General features: G+C 70.2%; 11 protein-coding genes. All 11 read right to left on the bottom strand.

Annotated features, from left to right (window positions below):
* Positions 1-4,404 (bottom strand): discoidin domain-containing protein, encoded by a 4,404-nt coding sequence (locus tag NR792_RS07040; RefSeq protein ID WP_375759294.1) that lies wholly within the window; start codon positions 4,402-4,404, stop codon positions 1-3.
* Positions 4,405-4,656: 252 nt separating this feature from the next.
* The gene (locus NR792_RS07035) at positions 4,657-5,325 is read right to left on the bottom strand and encodes a hypothetical protein (RefSeq protein WP_375759293.1); all 669 of its coding nucleotides are present in this window, start codon (positions 5,323-5,325) and stop codon (positions 4,657-4,659) included.
* Positions 5,322-5,876: a hypothetical protein gene (locus NR792_RS07030; protein WP_375759292.1), complete on the bottom strand. Its 555-nt coding sequence runs from the start codon at positions 5,874-5,876 to the stop codon at positions 5,322-5,324. The genes NR792_RS07035 and NR792_RS07030 overlap by 4 nt, the downstream gene beginning before the upstream one ends.
* A 13-nt stretch (positions 5,877-5,889) precedes the next feature.
* The gene (locus tag NR792_RS07025) at positions 5,890-9,195 is read right to left on the bottom strand and encodes a glycoside hydrolase family 2 TIM barrel-domain containing protein (RefSeq protein ID WP_375759291.1); all 3,306 of its coding nucleotides are present in this window, start codon (positions 9,193-9,195) and stop codon (positions 5,890-5,892) included.
* Positions 9,192-10,562, bottom strand: a complete 1,371-nt coding sequence (locus tag NR792_RS07020; protein ID WP_375759290.1) for a GH1 family beta-glucosidase — start codon at positions 10,560-10,562, stop codon at positions 9,192-9,194. The genes NR792_RS07025 and NR792_RS07020 overlap by 4 nt, the downstream gene beginning before the upstream one ends.
* On the bottom strand, positions 10,543-11,538 hold the full coding sequence (locus tag NR792_RS07015; RefSeq protein ID WP_375759289.1) for an ABC transporter ATP-binding protein: 996 nt from the start codon (positions 11,536-11,538) through the stop codon (positions 10,543-10,545). The genes NR792_RS07020 and NR792_RS07015 overlap by 20 nt, the downstream gene beginning before the upstream one ends.
* The gene (locus NR792_RS07010) at positions 11,535-13,301 is read right to left on the bottom strand and encodes a dipeptide/oligopeptide/nickel ABC transporter permease/ATP-binding protein (protein WP_375759288.1); all 1,767 of its coding nucleotides are present in this window, start codon (positions 13,299-13,301) and stop codon (positions 11,535-11,537) included. Before NR792_RS07010 ends, NR792_RS07015 begins: the two co-directional genes overlap by 4 nt.
* Entirely contained in the window at positions 13,294-14,277 is a 984-nt protein-coding gene (locus NR792_RS07005) for an ABC transporter permease (protein WP_375759287.1), read from the bottom strand. The genes NR792_RS07010 and NR792_RS07005 overlap by 8 nt, the downstream gene beginning before the upstream one ends.
* A gap of 4 nt (positions 14,278-14,281) precedes the next feature.
* Positions 14,282-15,925 carry an ABC transporter substrate-binding protein gene (locus NR792_RS07000; protein ID WP_375759286.1) on the bottom strand — a complete coding sequence of 548 codons (1,644 nt, stop codon included), beginning with the start codon at positions 15,923-15,925 and terminating at the stop codon, positions 14,282-14,284.
* Positions 15,922-16,785, bottom strand: a complete 864-nt coding sequence (locus tag NR792_RS06995) for a family 16 glycosylhydrolase (RefSeq protein WP_375759285.1) — start codon at positions 16,783-16,785, stop codon at positions 15,922-15,924. The genes NR792_RS07000 and NR792_RS06995 overlap by 4 nt, the downstream gene beginning before the upstream one ends.
* Positions 16,782-17,966, bottom strand: a complete 1,185-nt coding sequence (locus NR792_RS06990; protein WP_253895264.1) for an ROK family transcriptional regulator — start codon at positions 17,964-17,966, stop codon at positions 16,782-16,784. The genes NR792_RS06995 and NR792_RS06990 overlap by 4 nt, the downstream gene beginning before the upstream one ends.
* Positions 17,967-18,053: the final 87 nt, after the last annotated feature.

Genomic DNA, 18,053 nt, shown 5'->3' with positions numbered 1-18,053 from the left:
CTACTTCGTGAAGGTGATGGGCCCCGAGGACAGCGTGGTGTTGTTCGCGCCGTCCACCGCGCGGACGCGCCACGTGTGCGAGCCCGTGGACAGACCGTTCAGCGTGGTCTGTTCCGTGCCCACACCGTACACCTCGAACTCCCACAGCGAGTAGCCGTACGCCGTCGCACGCTGCACGCCGCGCATGCGCACGTAGCGGCCCACGCCAGCCACCGTCCAGTCGTCGATGCCGCCGTCGCCGGTGTCCACCGTCCTCAGCGCCGTCCAGTGGGTGGAGCCGTCCAGCGACGCCTCCAGCACGTACCGGCGGCCGTACGCGGCCTCCCAGTTCAGCACGATGCGCTTGAGCGAGTAGATGGCCCCCAGGTCGACCGTGATGGAGTCGGTGTCACCCGTCGTCGCCGTGCCCACGCTCGACCACCGCGTGGTCAGGCTGCCGTCCACCGCGTCGTTCGCGCTGCCGAACTCCACGGACGTGGCGTAGGCGTTCTTGCCCCGCGCCAGGTTCGTGCCCGCCGCCACCGGCGTGCTGCGCAGGATGGAGGGCGTGCGGTCCGTGCCGTCCACGATGAGGACGTACTCCGCCACGCCCGCGCCCACGTCCGTCGTCTGCTCCCAGATGAAGCGCGTGGACGTGCCCGGCACCGCCTGGCCCGCCGACGGCGACAGCGCCGCGAAGGCCGCGGGCGGCGTCGTGTCGTTCAGCGTGAAGGTGAACGTCGCGGACTGCGTCACGCCGTTCGCCCAGTTGAACGCCTTCACGAACCAGGTGTGCGTCCCGTTCGCCAGCTTCAGTCCGTCCAGCGCCGCCGACGGCGTCTTGGTGATGGCCACCGGCATCGCGCCGCCGTCCAGGTACACCTCGTAGCGCTGGATGCCCGTCTGCGGATCGCTGCTCGCGGACCAGGTGAACGCCGGACGCGTGCCCGTAATCACCAGGTTGTTCGACGGCGTCATCAGGTTGAACGCCACCGGCGCCGTCGCGTCCGTCAGGCCGAAGCCCTGGATGCCCGCGCCGTACTGGTACAGCGGGTTGCCGTACGTGGGAGGCACCGGCTGGCCCGCCGCGATCTTCTGGCGGATGGCCGTGCGCTCCGCGTCTGTCGCGCCCAGGTCGAACGGCAGGTCCCACTTCTCCAGCTGGTTGTTCTCCACGTCCGTGCCGATCTGGCTCATGGAGCGCGGCAGCTGCCACGGCGTCTTGCCGCGGGGCAGCACGTCACCGAACAGCACGTCCGCCACCGCGTAGCCGCCCATGTCGCCGGGGCGGTACGCCAGCATCAGCGCGTTGGAGAGGGGCACCACGTTCGTCAGCACGTACGGCCGGGGGCTGATGACCACCACCGTCGTGGGGATGCCCCGCGACTTGAAGCTGTTGATGATGCCGTACTGGTCGCCCCACTTCGCTTCGTGGGCCGGGCCAATCGGGTCACCCGGCAGGTACGGCTTCTCCTTGTCCCACTCCGTGCCGTGCGTGAAGTAGCTCTCGCCCACCACGACGATGGCCGCGTCCGGCGTCACGCCCGCGGGGGCGTTGTCCTTGTAGACCGTGAGCCCCGCGGCCTCCGCGCGCGCCTTCACCGCCGCGTAGATGGTCGGGTCGCCGAACTCGTAGCCGTGGAAGTCCGAGCGCCAGGTCACCATGCAGGACATGTCGTCCGCGCGAGGGCCCGCGATGACCAGCTTGCCGCCCGCCGGCAGGCGGATGGGCAGCGCGCCGTCGTTCTTCAAGAGCGTCATGGCCTCCTGGGAGGCGCGGCGCACCGCCGCCTTGCTGTCCGCGGTGTGCCACTGGGACGTGCCCGCAGGGCCCTGCTTGTACGGGTCCTCGAAGATGCCCAGGCGGAACTTCAGGTCGAGGATGCGGCGCACGGAGTCGTTGATGCGCGACAGCGGCACCTCGTTCTCGAAGTTGCCCAGGTACTGCGGCGTCGCGCCGCCCATCACGTCCGAGCCCGCCGTCGCCGAGCGCACCCACGCGCCCGAAGGCAGCCAGTCCGAGCAGATGACGCCGTCGTACTTCAGCTTCGTGCGCAGGTAGTTGAGGATGCCCGGGTTGTCACCCGCGCCGTAGCCCTCCGGCCCCAAGAGCCAGCTGCCCGCGTAGCCCGGCATGATGCCGCTGGTACCCGCCTCGATGGCCGCGTGCCACGGACGCATGTGGTAGTGGATGGTGGTGCCGTCGTAGGTGATGCCCGCCTCACCGCCAGCGCCCTGCCCCGGCCAGTGCTTCGTCGTCACCCAGATGGAGGACGGGTTCACTTCCGGACCGCCCTGGAGGCCCGCGATGAGCGCGCGGGTGATGCCCGCCGCCAGGTCCGCGTCCTCGCCGTTGCCCTCCTGGATGCGCGGATAGAGGACCTTGGTGTTCACCTCCGCCAGCGGTGACAGCGTGCCGCGGCTGCCAATGGCCAGCTGCTCGCGGCGCTGGATGTCACCCATCTCGTGGATGGTGTCCAGGTCGCGCGTGGCGGCCAGCGCCGGCTGCGTGGGCCAGCTCGTCTTGTAGCCGTGGATGGTGTCACCCGCGTCGATGTGCGGGATGCCCAGCCGCGTGGCCGCGGACGCCCTCTGGAACATGGGGATGTCCGTGGGCGACAGGGGCCCCATCTGGAAGCCCGCCTCCGGGTACGTCTTGGCGTCGTAGAACATCTGCAGCGCCTTCTCGTGCAGCGTCATGCGGCCCATGAGGTCGTTCACGCGCACGGAGATGGGGTTGCGCCAGTCCTCGTACGGCTCAATCGTCCCGTTCTTGTTCAGGTCGCGCGCGCCGTTGATGACGTTCACGCCGTCCGCCTGCGTCTCCACCACCGGCAGGTACACGCTGAAGTTGCCGATGTCCGAGCGCGACGTGCTGCCACCCGCCAGCGTGGCCACGACGTACCACTTGTACGTCCAGCGGTCCGGCAGGTCCTCCGTGAAGGTGAAGGACGTGCCCGTCTGCGACGCCACCTGCGTGTACCTGTCCAGCAGGTTGCCCGCCGCCATCCAGTCGTAGTCGTTGCGCGTGAGGTTGACGTAGAGCTTGTAGTTCGTCGCGCCCGTCACCGGGGCCCACGACAGCGTGGGGCGGCGGGTCGCGGTGACCATCGTGTTGTTGGCTGGCGCGGCCAGGCGGAACGCTCCGGCCACCGGCGGCGGCGCGGGCGCCACGTACGGGTCCGGGATGATGGTGGGGTCGCGCGGGTCCTGCGGGTTGCCGCCGCCCGTGGAATAGATTTCGACGTTCCAGTCCGCGCCCTGCACCGCCAGCGCCGTGACGGACTGCGCGCGCTGCTGCACGCCGTTGTAGTCCACCACCGCCAGGCGGATGTCCGTGTTGGGCTGCGTGGGGGAGAACTGGTTCTTCGACAGCGTCACCGTCGTGTTGGGCGGGAACGTGAGCTGGTAGGTGAACGGGCCGGGCGGGTTGCGCACGGACGGCGTGGTGTTGCCCTCCTCCGGCACCGGCGTCACGGACAGCGGCGTGGGCGACACGTTGATCTTCGCGTACGCCAGCTCCGGGAAGTTCAGCTTGATGGTCTGGTTCGTGGTCTGCGTGGGCGGCGGCGTGGTGCCCCCGCTCTGGTAGACCTCGAAGGACCACAGCGAGTAGCCGTAGCCCGTGCCGCGCTCCGTGCCGCGCATGCGGAGGTAGCGCCAGGTGCCGGAGACGGGAATCTCCCGGCGGCCGATGGCGCCGTTGGTCACCGTGTTGAGCGTCGTCCAGCTGGCGTCGTCGTTGGAGCCGTCAATCGTGTACGTCTTGCCGTACGCACCCTCCCAGTCCAGCACCACCTTGCCCACGACCTGGGACGTGCCCAGGTCCACGCGGATCCACTGCGGGTCCACGCCCTGCGCGGAGGCCCAGCGCGTGTTGACGTCGCCGTCGAACGCGAAGCCCGGCTGCAGCCCGGCCGCGTTCGCCTCCACGCTGGACGCGGTGGCGGGCTTGTTCTTCGCCAGGTCCGTGTTGGTGGGCGGAGGCGTGCCGCCCGTCTCGTAGACGGCGAGCTCCCACAGCGAATAGCCATACGCGGGCAGCGCGCGCGTGACACCCTGCATGCGGAGGTAGCGGCCCGTGGTTCCCGCCGGCAGGGACAGGTCGTCCACCGCGCCGTCGCCGTTGTTCACCACCAGCGCGTCGGTGAAGGTCGTGTTGTTGGTGGAGACCTGGATTTTATACGCCGTGGCGTAGGCCGCCTCCCAGGTGAGCACCACGCGCGAGATGGTGCGCGTCTGGCCCAGGTCCACGGTGATCCATTCATTCGCCGTGAAGCCGGAGGCCCAGCGGGTGCCACCGTCGCCGTCCACCGCGTACTGGCCCAGGAATGGACCCTCCGCGGTGGAGGTAGAGGTGACCTTGTTCAGCGCGACGTTCGTCTGCGCACGGGCCTCGGAAGCTCCCAGGAGGGACACCGCCATGAGCACCGCGGCGAAGGCCTGTAATAACCAGACACGCGGTGCTTCAGGTGGACATGGGCATACGCCCCTGCTTGACAGTTGCGGCAAGGATTCAGACATTGGGGGATGACTCCTTGAGTAGGAACAGCCACTGCATCCCTGCCCTGACGACACCGCACGCGGGGGCGTGACGCTGACGTCAAGACAAGGCTCGGGCGTTCCGGCTGTCACACGGCGACAGCCGGCCCGCCCTCCCTGGCACTGCGTTCCTGCCTAGTCCGCGGTGAAGTACAGGTTGTCGAGCAGGAGTGACTGACCGGCCGTCCCACCTTCGGCCGCGAAGGTGAACGGCGAGGAGACTTCGTTGGGCTTCAGGCCCGCCGCGACGAAGTCCGCGACGGGGATGGCCAGGTGGTGCCACTCGCCGTCGTTCGCCCAGCCGTACTTCGTGGCGGCGAGCGGAGCGCCCTTCTCATTGGGAGCCAGACCGCTGGACATGCCGAGCTTCACGTTGGCGAAGGCGGCGTCGGACGACTTCATGCTGACGTGGAGCGTCTTCCAGGCGTCGAAGTTGCGCGTCTGCTTCCAGTGCACGCCGAAGCCCATCCACGGCTTGCCGTTCTGGACGATGCGGTCCGCGGACTTGCCCTCGACGTGGTCCGGGTCGGACTCCACGTAGACGGTGTTCTCGTAGAGGTAGAAGTTCGAGTCGACGTTATCGAGGATGATCTCCTCGGAGCGGCCCGCCTCGTAGAAGATGCCCACCATCAGGCGGCGCTGGCCGGCTTCGTACGGGAACGGCCCCGGAAGCAGATCCGAAGGCTGCGTCCCACCGTCGGGGTCCAGGTTGTCCGGCAGCTCCTGGCCGGAGTAGTCCGCCGGGCCCGGATCCGGGCGGCAGGCGGCGAGCAGCAGCAACAGGCCCCACACTGGCTTCTTCATGGCTTCACCGCCCGGTCCGCACCACTGGAGGTCTTCACCATCACCCAGCCGCCCGCCACGGTGCCGCCCAGCTCGACGACGCCCTTGTACGCGGGCGTCACCAGCTCATAGGCGACGGTGCCGGACGCGTCGTACGTCACCGCGTCCGGGAAGTTGTCGAGCACGGACTGGTAGGCCTTCACCGCCATCTCGCGCGCCAGCGGCAGGCTGGCCTGATCCGCCTGGCCCCGCTGGTAGATGGCGGCCAGGTTGAGGGCCACGTAGTACTGCGCCTCGCCGTACGGTCCGTTCGCGAGCACCGTGGCCCACGCGTAGTAGGCCGCCACCGGGTCCGCGCCGGACTGGATCTGCCACTTCGTCTCCGTGCCCACCCCCGACATCGCGAAGGGGTTGTTCGGGTCGTCCAGCACGGAGGTGTTCGGGTAGATGCCCATGTCCGGGTCAGTGACCGTGAGGGTCATCCCGTCCAGCGGCCTGCCGTAGATGATGGTCGGGTCGTCGTAGCAGCCGGACAGCACGGCCACGGCGGCCAGCAGGAAACCAGTCCTCATGTTGCGTGTTCCCTCAGAGAGAAAGGATGGCATACGCGCCCACCTCGTACTCGCGACCCTTCAGGCCCTCGGTGATGCCCCGGTCGTTGAGGCCTTCCGAGTACTCATCCAGCATGCGAACCAGCCCGCGCAGACCGAAGCGCGTGGACACCGCGCCCAGCACCGGCTTCTTCAACCCGTAGGACAGGTCCCCGCCCAGCTGCACCGGGTAGGTGAGGTTGAAGACGCGGTGGTAGTCGTACGGGCCCCAGTCGTTGAAGCGCAGCTGGGCCGCCAGGAGCAGCGTGTCGTAGAGCGCCGAGCCGTCCAGGCCGAAGCGGTGGATCTGCCGGCTGTCCTCGCCGGAGGACTGCTGGCTGCCTACGTACGCCGTGCCGTACAGCCGCAGGCGCTGGGTGGGATTGCCCACCAGGCGCAGGGACGTCTCCCACTCATCGCGGGCCACCGGCGCGCTGCCGAAGGCGATGGTGCTGCCGTCCGCGAGGATGGCGATGCCCGCGTCACGCGACGTGGGCTGGTGGCGGTAGACGATGTCCAGGCCCGCCGCGAACGGCGCGTCCTCGCGCATGTCGCGGTCCCAAGACCAGAACCAGGTGCCTGGCGTCGGGTCGAAGGTGATGAGCAGCTCGCCGCCCAGCGTCTCGCGGTTGTCCAGCACGCTGAACGCGTCCGACAGCACGCTGCGCGGCCGCACGCCCGCGTAGTACTGGCCGGAGGCCGGGTCGTACGCGTCCGGGATGGTGGGGTTCGGCCCGATGAGGGGCCGCTGGTACAGGATGTTGGGCGATATCTGGATGGCGCCCAGCTGCACCGCCGCGCCCACCTGACCCGCGTAGTGGTTGCCGCGGCCGCTCTCGCGCAGGCTCCAGCCGGTGATGATGTTGCCCTGCTCCGGCCCGCTGTCCGCGACGAGCCCGCGGAAGGAGGACTGCACCAGCCAGCGCACCGCTCCCATGTCGTAGGTGAGCCGCGCCTTGGCGCCCAGCGTGTCCAGGAACTGCACCTTGTCCTGGAGCACGTCGTAGCCGCTGTTGCGGTAGCTGGGGGCGCCCGGGTCGACGGAGCGCGTGTACGTGAACGTCTCGCCGATGCGCTGGGGCGCGGAGAGCAGGCCGCCCACGTCCAGCACCAGCTTGCCGGTGGCGTACTGGAAGTTGAGCGCCGTCCTGCGCGCGATGCGCTCGCGCACCACGGAGGCCGTGGCGGACGACGCGCCCTGCGCCAGGTCTTCCTGGTGCACGAGCGTCACGTTCACCGGGCCCACGTTGTTGCGGTACTTCGCCACCACGGAGGGGTTGGCGCCCCAGTACAGCTCCGGGCCCACGGCGATCTTCAGGCCGTCGATGGCCTTCTTGCCGCTGAACACCACGCCGAAGGGCGCGTTGCCGTGGTAGATGTCCAGGTTCGGCCCGTAGTTCGCCTCGCGGTAGAGGTTGAAGAAGTCACCCTCCTCGCCCCAGTGGTAGTGGCCGGTGCGGTAGTAGCCTTCCAGCGCGAAGTCCGAGCGGTCCACCTTGAACTCCGCCTGGTACAGGGCGAAGCGATCCAGCGGGGACTGCTCGCGCGCCGGCGCGCCGGGGCCCACGGGAACCTGCCCCGTGGTGGGCGCGGAGGGCGTGCCGCGGTTCTCGTAGAACAGGTTGTTGAGCCGGTTCTGCGCCACGTTGCCCACGACGTTGAACGACGCGCGGCCGTACACGCCGCTGGCCGGCTGCAACGCCAGGTCGAAGAAGATGGACTCGGTGTGGTCCGCGGAGCCCTGGTTGGGCCGCACCGTCGCGATGCTGCCGCGCGACAGCGAGCTGTCCAGGAGCAGCCGCAGGTTGGACACCCGCACCGCGCTCAGCTCGTCCGTGCGCGCCAGCGCCACCGACGACGTGTAGCCGCTGGTGAGCGCGGACGGACGGATGCCCGCGAAGAAGTCGCGGATGACGTCCGGCGTCGTGGTGGGCGCGTAGGGGTCCAACCGGAACGCGGCCTGGAGGACGTAGTAGGCGGTGCGCGGCTGGATGCCGCTGATGCCGTTGGAGTCCGGCGGGCCCAGGGCCGCGATGCCGAACCACTCCTCGTTCATGTTGTTCTGGCCGGGGACGAAGTCCGCCGCGTAGCCGCCGTTGGGCCACGTCGCGGTGGTGTCGTGGATGGACAGGTTGGATTCCTGGCCGTGCTTCCACCAGCCGTCCACCCACTGGAACACGAAGCCGCCAAGGGCCGTGCCGGACAGGCCCTGGCCGTAGCCCTCCAGGTAGATCTGCTCCCACTGCGTGCGCAGGTACTCCGCCTGCGCCACGTGGTCCTCGCGGCCCGCGCGGGCGTCGTAGGCGTCCGCGCCGAACTCGGAGAAGAACACCGGCTTGTTGAGCTTGGCCTTCACCTCCGCGAACAGGTCGCGCGCGGTGGGGCCGCGGTAGACGTTCGTGCCCAGCACGTCCAGGTCCTGGCAGTGCTTGGCGATGAGGTCGATGTACTGCAGGTCGCCGTTGGCGATGGACACAGGGTGGCTCGTGTCGCGCTTCTTCACCGTGCGGGCCGCCTCGCCGTAGAGCGTGTAGAGCGACTCCGCGCGGGCGGCGTCCTCCTGGCCCGGCAGGGCTTCGATTTCAAACGACGTCCAGTGCAGGCCGTAGTTGTTCTCGTTGCCCAGGAGCCACATGAGGACGCCGGGCACGTCCCGGTAGACCTCCACCTTCTGGGCGAGCGCGTCGAGGATGGCCTTGCGGTGCTCCGGGTTCGAGTAGTCGATGTTGGCGACCATGACCCCGTTCACCGGGTGGCCATAGCGTCCCATCAGCGGGTTGAGCAGCGTGTAGATGCCGTAGTTGCGGTAGATGTACTCGACCCAGACGGGCGGGATGTCGTCGAACTGGCGGATGGCGTTGAACCCCGCGTCGCGGAGCATCCCCATCTCCTTCGCCAGCACCTGCTTGATGAAGTCCTCCGGCTGCGTCCAGAGCGAGTACCGGTAGTTCTCACCGATGGGCGTGTAGCCCCAGTTCACGCCGTGGATGGGGAAGTCCCTGCCGTCCACCTGGAGCTTGAAGCCGCGCTCGTCGTGGATGACCCGCGTCACCGTCGTGCGCTTCGCGTCCGAAGGCGCGGAGGCCGCCGGCGTCACCGGAGCCCGAGGAGCCGGCTGCTCCGCCGGTGCCGGCTGCTCGGGCGGCGCGGGCACGGGCGTGGGCGCGGCGGCGTCCACGGGACCGGCCGAGGGCGGCTGCGCGGAGGGCGGTGACTGCACGGGAGCGCCCGCACCGGACACCTGGGCCCAGGCCTGGGTGCCGCAGAGCGCCAGACACGTCGTCAGGAAGAGCCTTTTCAAGCGGCCTGCTCCACGTCCAGGCCGTTCTGGGCCACGACGTCGCGATAGAGGTGGGCGCTGTCCTTCGGGATGCGCTGCTGGGTGGCGTAGTCCACCCACACCAGGCCGAAGCGCTTGGTGTACCCGTAGGCCCACTCGAAGTTGTCCAGCAGCGACCACGCGAAGTAACCGGCCAGCTTCACGCCCTGCGCGATGGCGTCACCGCACGCCTCCAGGTGCCCGCGCAGGTACTCCACGCGCTGCACGTCGTGCACGCGGCCATCCGCGCTGGGGGCCGTGGAGTACGCGCAGCCGTTCTCCGTGATGTAGATGGGGCCGGGCTTGTATTCCGCTTCCAGATGGACCAGCAGGCGCGTGAGGGAGGCCGGGCACACCTCCCAGTCCATGTCCGTCTTGTCCGGGCGCACGAACACCGTGCGCGGCGCGTTCTGCTCCTCCGGGATGCGGCTGCTGCGCAGGACGGCGCGCGAGTAGAAGTTCACGCCCAGGAAGTCGGTGGGCGTGGCGATGGTCTCCAGGTCGCCGGGCTGGATGAAGTCCAGGTGCGAGGACGGGATGCGGCCCGCCTTCACGTGGTCTTCAATCGTGTCCTGCGGGTAGCCGCGGCCGTAGAGCGGATCCAGGAACCAGCGGTTGAAGCCGCCGTCGAAGTCGCGCGTCGCGTCCGCGTCCTCGGGGCTGGGCGACGCGGGCTCGCCCGGCGTGAGGTTGAGCGTGATGCCCACCTCCGCGTGCTTCACGTTGGCGCGCAGCACCTTCACCGCGTTGCCGTGCGACACCAGCAGCGTGTGCGCCGCCGCCAGCATCTTGGACCAGTCCTTGTGGCCCGGGGCGTGCTCGCCATTGCCGTAGCCCAGGTAGCTGATGCACCAGGGCTCGTTGTGGGTGAGCCACCGCTTCACGCGGTCCCCCAGCGCGCGGCTGATGACGTCCGCGTACTCCACGAAGGCGTCGCCGGTGGCGCGCGCGGGCCAGCCGCCCTGGTCCTCCAGCACCTGCGGCAGGTCCCAGTGGTAGAGCGTGACGAAGGGCTCGATGCCCGCGCCCAGCAGCGAGTCCACCAGGCGCGAGTAGAAGTCCACGCCCGCGGCGTTCACCCGGCCCCGGCCGTCCGGGAGGATGCGCGGCCACGCGATGGAGAAGCGGTAGGACTTCAGCCCCATCCAGCGCATCAGCTCGATGTCCTCCGGCCAGCGGCGGTAGTGCTCACAGGCCACCGAGCCGTCGGACTTGTCTTGGATCTTCCCCGGGGTGGCGGCGAAGCGGTCCCAGATGGACTCGCCACGGCCGTCCGCGCGGGTGGCGCCTTCAATCTGGTAGGCGGAGGTGGCCACGCCCCAGAGGAAGTCAGGAGGAAACTGACGCATCGGCGGTAACTCCTTTCGGAACTTCAAGGTGGCAGCGGACGAGGTGATTCGCGGCCGGGAGGACGTCGGGAGGAGTGAGGGTGGAGCAGCGCGGCTCGGACACCGGGCAGCGCGGGGAGAAGGGACAGCCCGTCAGCGGCGGCGACCCGGTGGCGGGGCGCACCGGCAGCGCGGCCTGGAGGAAGTCGTCCCCGTCCGGCACCGCGGACAGGAGCAGCTTCGTGTACGGGTGGCGCGGCTGGCGCAGCACCTCGTCCGCCCTGCCCGCCTCCACCACCGTGCCCGCGTAGAGCACGAGGATGCGGTCGGCCAGGTGGCGCGCGCTCGCCAGGTCGTGGGTGATGAACAGGATGCCGATGCCGCGCTCCTGCGTGAGGCCGCGCAGCAATTGCAGCACGCCCTTGCGCGTGGACACGTCCAGCATCGACGTGGGCTCGTCCGCGATGATGACCTGCGGCTCCACCGCCAGCGCGCGCGCCACCGCCACGCGCTGGCGCTGGCCGCCGGACAGCTCATGCGGATAGCGCTTCGCGAAGGCCTCCGCGGGCGTCAGGCCCACGGACTCCAGGAGCGACAGCACCTTCGTGCGCAGGCCGGACTTCGGCACCCGGCCGTGGCGCACCAACGGCCGCTCCAGGTGATAGGCCACCGTGTGCACGGGGTTGAGGGACGCGAACGGATCCTGGAACACCATCTGCACGCGGCCCCGGTAGTCGAGCGACGCCTGCGCGCTGCCGTCCGCCAGCACGTCGCGTCCGGCGAGCCGCAGCGTCCCCGCGTCCGGCAGGTCCAGCCGGGCCAGCAGGCGCGCCAGCGTGCTCTTGCCGCTGCCGGACTCGCCCACCAGCGCGACGATCTCCCCCGGCTGGAGGGAGAAGGACACGCCCTTGAGGATGGGCTTGCGCTCGCGGGAGAAGAAGCCGCCCGCCAGGTAGCTGCGGGTGAGCCCTTCCGCCTCCAGGAGGGGCGCGCTCATCGGTGACCTCCGGGGATGGCGGCGATGCGCGTGGACGGCCGGGACACGGACAGCTCCGGCGCCTGCTGCACCGGCTGAGGCGCGGCGTCCTTCGCGGACAGGTGCGGGAACGAGGACAGGAGCAGCTGCGTGTACGGGTGGCGGGCCCCGGCGCGCAGGTTGGCGGACGTGTCCACCTCCACCAGCTTGCCGCCCTGGAGCACGCCCACGCGGTCCGACAGCGCGAGCAGCAGCGGCAGGTCATGCGTGATGAAGAGCATGGCGAAGCCCAGCCGCTGCTTGAGCTCCACCATGCGCTGGAGCAGCTCCTTCTGCACCACGACGTCCAGCGCCGTGGTGGGCTCGTCCATGATGACCAGCCGGGGCTCCAGGGCCAGCGCCAGCGCGATGCCCACGCGCTGCCGCATGCCGCCGGAGAGCTGGTGCGGCCACGCCGTCACCAGGTCCGGCGACAGGCCCACCATGCCCAGCAGCTCCCGTGCGCGGGCATAGGACGCGCCGCGCGACACGCGGCCGTGCGCCGCGAGCGTGTCGTGGAACTGCTCGCCCAGCGTGAGCACCGGGTTGAGCGCGCTCATGGCGCTCTGGAACACCATGGACACCTGGCGCCAGCGGAACGCGCGCAGGGCCGGGCCCTCCAGCGCGGTGACGTCCATGCCGTTGAAGAGGATGCGCCCCTGCGTGACGCGCGCGGAAGCAGGCAGGAGGCCCAGGAGCGCGGAGCCGATGGTGGACTTGCCGCTGCCGGACTCGCCCGCCAGGCCGAACACCTCACCGGGCGCCACGTCGAACGACACCGCGTCCACCACGCGGGAGGCGCCCTTCTCCGTCGCATAGTCGATGCACAGGTCCTGCACGCGCAGCAGCACGCCCGGCACCGGCCGCTCCAGGTGCGGACGGGCGACGGCGCCCCCGGGCAGCGGCGCGGGCTTGTGCACGCGCAGCGCGGGGTTGGCCAGCTCGTCGATGGCGGAGCTCATCAGCGTGAGCGCGAAGCCCACGAGCGCGATGCACAGGCCCGTGGGGACGAAGATCCACCAGGAGCGCGTGAGCAGCGCCGCGTCGTTGCCGGCCCAGTAGAGGTTGGTGCCCCACGTCACCGTGCTGACGTCGCCCAGGCCCAGGAACTCCAGGCCCACCTGCGCGCCCACGGCATAGAGCGTGTTCCCGATGAACGACGAGCCCAGGAGCGCCGCCATGTTGGGCAAGAGCTCCCGCGACACGATGCGCGAGTGGCTCTCCCCCGTCACCACCGCCGCGGACACGAAGTCGCGCCCGCGCAGCGCCAGCGACTCCGCGCGGAACACGCGGGCGTTCCACGCCCAGCCGGCGACGGTCAGCACCGCCACCATGCGCAGCGGCCCGGACGGCAGGTACGCGCCCAGCACGATGGCCAGCGGCATGCCGGGAATCACCAGGAACACGTTGGTGGTGAGCGACAGCACGTCGTCCACGCGGCGGCCCAGGTAGCCGGCGGTGACGCCCACCAGCGCGCCCACCAGCGTGACGAGCGCCCCCACCGCGAAGCCCACCGCCAGCGTCTGGCGCGAGCCCACCACCGTCTGCGCGAGCACGTCCTGGCCCTGGCCCGTGGTGCCGAACCAGTGCGCCGCGCTGGGCGGCTGGTGCGGCCGGCCCACCAGGTCCGTGGGGTCCATCACGAAGAAGGGCCCCACCACCGCCAGCAGCAGGAAGAAAACGAGCAGGCTGCCGCCCACCGCCGCCTTCCGGTGGCGGGAGAGCCTTCGCAGGAAGTCACGCATGGGCGCGGGTCCTCGGGTCCAGCCAGAGGCAGAGGAGGTCCACGGCGAAGTTCGCCGCGAGCACCGCCAGGGTGATGACCAGGAAGAGCCCCTGCATCAGCGGGTAGTCCTGGTTGCGCACGGCGAGGATGAGCAGGTAGCCCGTGCCCGGATAGGAGAAGACGATCTCCGTGAGCAGCGAACCGGACAGCACGAAGCCCACCGCCATGCCGAAGCTGGTGACGTTGGGCAGGAGCGCGTTGCGAGCCGCGTAGCGCAGCATCACCTGCCGGGGCGGCAGGCCGCGCGCGTGCGCCAGCCGGATGGAGTCCGTGCCCAGCGTGGCCACCATCGTGTTGCGCATCCCCAGCATCCACCCGCCCAGCGTGGCCACCACGATGGAGGACGCGGGCAGCACCGCGTGGCGGGCCACGTCCGCGGCGAACGCGAACGACAGCCCCGGCTCCATGTCGTGCCCGTACGCGTGGCGCAGCGGGAACCACCCCAGCACGAAGCCGAAGAGGTAGAGCGCCAGCATGGCCAGCCAGAAGTACGGGAAGGCCCCCAGGAACGCGAGCGCCGGAGCCAGCCCCGAGTCCAGCCACCCGCCCCGGTTCCACGCGGCGAGCACGCCCAGGAAGGACCCCACCACGAAGCTGATGATGACCGCGACACCCGCCAGGCCCACCGTCCACATCAGGCCCGTGCCAATCACCTCCGTCACCCGCGAGGGGAAGTACGCGTAGGACATGCCCAGGTCGCCCTGCACCAGGTGCTTCAGGTACGTGAAGTACTGGGCGTAGAGCGGCGCGTCCGTGAAGCCGAACGCGGCCTTCAGCGCACCCATGGCCTCCGGGGCCACCTTGCCCTCGAAGCGGGCGAACATGGCCGCCGCGGGGTCGCCGGGCGCCAGGCGCGGGATGATGAAGTTGAGCGTGAGCGAGGCCCACGCGGCGATGAGGTAGAAGCCCAGTCGCCGGAGGATGTAGCGGCCCATGGTGTCAGCGCTCCCTCGGGGACAGCTGCGTCAGCACCAGCAGGCTGTCGGGCTCCGCGTGCGGCGCGAGCCTCGCGTAGGGGTTCTGCTCGGTGGGGAAGCCCGTGAAGCGCGAGGAGTTGGACTCACCCCAGGACGGGTTGGGGAACAGGGGAATCGCGGGCGCGGTGGCGGAGAAGCGCTGCTGCACCTGGGACATCAGCGCGTGCTGCTCCTCCGGCGTGCCGGCGCGCTCGAAGCGCACGAGCAGCTCATCCGCCTGCGCGTCGCCCATGCGGTGCCAGTTGGCCGCGGCCACCTCGCCCACCGGGCGCACCGTGCGCGGCGACAGGAGCCACTTGTAGAAGTTGTACGGCGTGGGCCCGTCCAGCGACCAGGAGATGGCCAGCTGGAACTCGCCCTTCTGCAGGCGCGTGAACCAGGTGCCGAACTCGTACGTCTTGAGCGTCACGCCGATGCCCAGCTTGCGCAGGTCGCGGCCCACCACCTGCCCCGCCCGCACCCAGTCCGACCACCCGCTCACGACCTCCAGGTCCAGCGCGAAGGGCTGCCCGTCCTTCAGGCGCCGCATGCCGTCCACGCCGCGCGTGAGGCCCGCCTCGTCCAGGAGCCGGTTCGCCGCGTCCAGGTCGTAGCGGGTCCACGCGTCCTTCGCGACCTGCGGGTCCTTCCAGCCGGTGTACGCGTCGTTGAGCGCGGTGGCGTCCGCGGGGCGGGTGTAGCCGTACATGGCCACCTCCACCAGCCGGTCGCGGTCCAGCGCCATGCTCAGCGCCTTGCGCACGCGCACGTCGTCCAGCGGCGGACGCGTGGTGTTGGGGTAGAGGAAGACGGTGCTGCCGTAGAGCGGGAACCAGCGCGCGTGGTGCGCGGGGTCGCGCGACACGAAGGTGCGGTCCACCGCCGGCACGAAGTTGCCCGCCCAGTCCACCTCCCCCTCCACCAGCGCCATGTTGGCCTGGTCGTTGGTGGGGAACGCGAGGAAGCGCAGCGCGGACACCGCGGGCTTGCCGGGCTGCCAGTAGTGCGGGTTCCGGCCCAGCTCGTAGACCTGGTTGCGGAACAGCGTCACCTGGGTGAAGGGCCCGGTGGCCACGGGCTCCGGGTTGGTGAACGTCACCGGATCCGCGACGTCCTTCCAGACGTGCCGGGGCACGATGATCTGGTGCGCCAGGTCGCTGAAGCCCGGCAGGTACACGCGCGAGAAGGTGAAGGCGACGGTGCCCTTGCCTTCCGCCTTCACGTCCGTGAGGAAGCGCCACACGCCGCCCGCGTCCAGCGCCGGGTGCTGCTTGAGCAGGCCGAAGGTGAAGACGACGTCGTCCGCGCTGAAGGGCTTGCCGTCGGACCAGAGGACGCCGTCGCGCAGCGTGAAGCGCAGCGTGAGCTGGTCCTCCGACCACGCATGGCCCGTGGCGAGCCACGGCACCCACTTGCCCTGTGCGGAGCTGAAGATCTCCATGCACTCGTACACGCCCGCCCGGGTGGGCCAGCGCGCACCGGCGCCCGCGAACAGCGGGTTGAAGTTGCGCACCCACGCGCTCTGCTGCTCCACGGAGACGAACAGCACGCCCGGCGGCCGGGGGCGCGGCTCCGAGGAGCACGCCACCAGCAGGGCCAGCGGCAGGAGCACGCGGGCGAAGCTCACTGCGCGGCCCTTTCGTAGACCCGCACGTAGTCCACCTTCATCGTCTGCGGGAACACCGTCTTGGCGTCCGGCGGCCCCACGAACGAGCCGCCCACCGCGACGTTCAGGATGATGAAGTGCGGATGGTCGTAGACCCACTTCCGGCCGGCCGGCAGGCTCTTCGGGGTGACCTCGAAGAAGACGGTGTCATCCACGATGAAGCGCAGGAGCTCCGGCTCCCACTCCACCGCGAAGAGGTGGAAGTCCTCCGCGAGCGGCGCCCCGGAGACGGCGTGCTGGCGGCCGATGTTCCCGCCGCCGGAGTAGCCCGGCCCGTGCACGGCGCTGCTGACGACGGAGGGGATCTGCCCCTTGTGCTCCATGATGTCGATCTCGCCGCACTCCGGCCAGCCGACGGCGTCCACGTCCGCGCCCAGCAGCCAGAACGCCGGCCAGATGCCCCGGCCCGTGGGCAGCTGGATGCTCGCCTCGACGCGGCCGTAGGCCTTGCTGTAGCGGTTCTTCGTCGTCAGGCGCGCGGACGTGTAGTCGTTGTTGCCGTAGCGCTCCTTGCGCGCGGTGATGGCCAGGTGGCCCTCGCCGTCCAGCGACGCGTTCTCCGCCCGCGCGGTGTTGTATTCGTACTGGCCGTTGCCCCACCCGTCCCCGCCCACGTCCGGGACCCAGTTCTCCTTCGACGGCAGCGCCCCCGCGGGCCCGTCGAACTCGTCCTGCCAGACGATCTTCCAACCCGTGCCCGGCTGCTCCGTGACGGGCTTGGGTTGCTCGTTTTGCTTGTTATCCAGACCTGCTGCCGGATCACACGAAGCCATCCCCAGGCCCGAGAGGGCCAGGGCGAGGACAACACGGCGCGATGTCATGCGGTTCTCCCGACGTTCTGCGTGGGAAAGAGGGAGCGGTCGCGCAGCGCCGCCTGGAGCACCAGGGTGGCCGCGCCCACGGCGATGGCCCGCTCTCCCAGCGTGGACGTGACGATGCGCGTCTCCGCCATGGAGACGGACAAGGCGCGCTGCCGCACGGACGCGCGCAAGGGGTCGAGCAGCATCTCGCCCACGGAGGAGATCTCCCCGCCCAGCACGACGATGGCGGGGTTGAGCAGGTTGAGCAGGCCGCCCACGGCGATGCCCAGGTAGGCGCCCATGCCGTCGATGATCTGCTTCGCGGCGGTGTCGCCCGCGCGGGCGCCCTCCACCAGGTCGCGCACGGTGGGGCCCTTGCGGCCGCGGGTGCCCATCAGCTCTCGCGCGCGCTCCGTGAGCGCCGTGGAGCCGATGAGCGTGACGAGGCAGCCCCTCAGGCCGCACACACAGAGCGGCCCGTTGGAGTCCACCGGGATGTGGCCAATCTCACCGGCCGTTCCGCCAGCGCCGCGGTACACGTCGCCGTGGATGATGTGGCCGGCGCCGATACCGGTGGCCAGCTTGATGTACGTCAGGTCCTCGCCGCCGGAGCCCGCGCCCCAGAAGCACTCCGACAGCGCGCCGAGGTTCGCGTCGTTGTCCACGAACACCGGCATGTCGAAGGTGGTCTCGAACCACTCCTTCACGTCCACGTGCTTCCAGGCGGGGAGGATGAGCGGGGACATCTTCCCGGGCGAGGCCGGGTGCACGGGGCTGGGCACGGCCACCCCCATGCCGACCACGGAGCGGCGCGGGACGCGCTCGGCGTCCAGGCACTCGTGGACCAGCTCCTTCGCCTTCTGCAGCGACCCTTCCGGATCGCCGCGCACCGCGTGGCTCGCCTTGCTCTGCGTGCGCACGCGGCCGCGGAGGTCCGTGAGGACGACGGTGACGTGGGAGGCGCCCAGCTCGACGCCCACCAGGCTGAAGGCCTCGTCACAGAAGCCGATGAGGGTGGGACGGCGGCCCCCGCGGGAGACCCCGGCGCCAATGCTGCGCACCAGGCCCGCCTGCTCCAGGTCCGCGACGATGGCGGAGACGGTCGACGGGCTGAGCTCCGTGCGCCGGGCGATCTCCGCCCGGGAGATCTGACGCTCGCGCCAGATCATGTTCAGCAGCAGGCCGCTGTTCTGCGCGCGCATGCCCGCTGCATCGACCGTCAACACCGCCGTTCCCGCTCTCATCGTCCGCTCACGTTCCGTTGTTGGCGCGCCAGGCGCTCAGGGTGT

Origin of the sequence: Corallococcus exercitus (assembly GCF_042231735.1) — a bacterium.
Taxonomy (GTDB): Bacteria; Myxococcota; Myxococcia; order Myxococcales; family Myxococcaceae; genus Corallococcus; species Corallococcus exercitus_B.
Note: the sequence above shows the minus strand (reverse complement) of the source record. Positions and strands in the feature narration are given on the sequence as shown.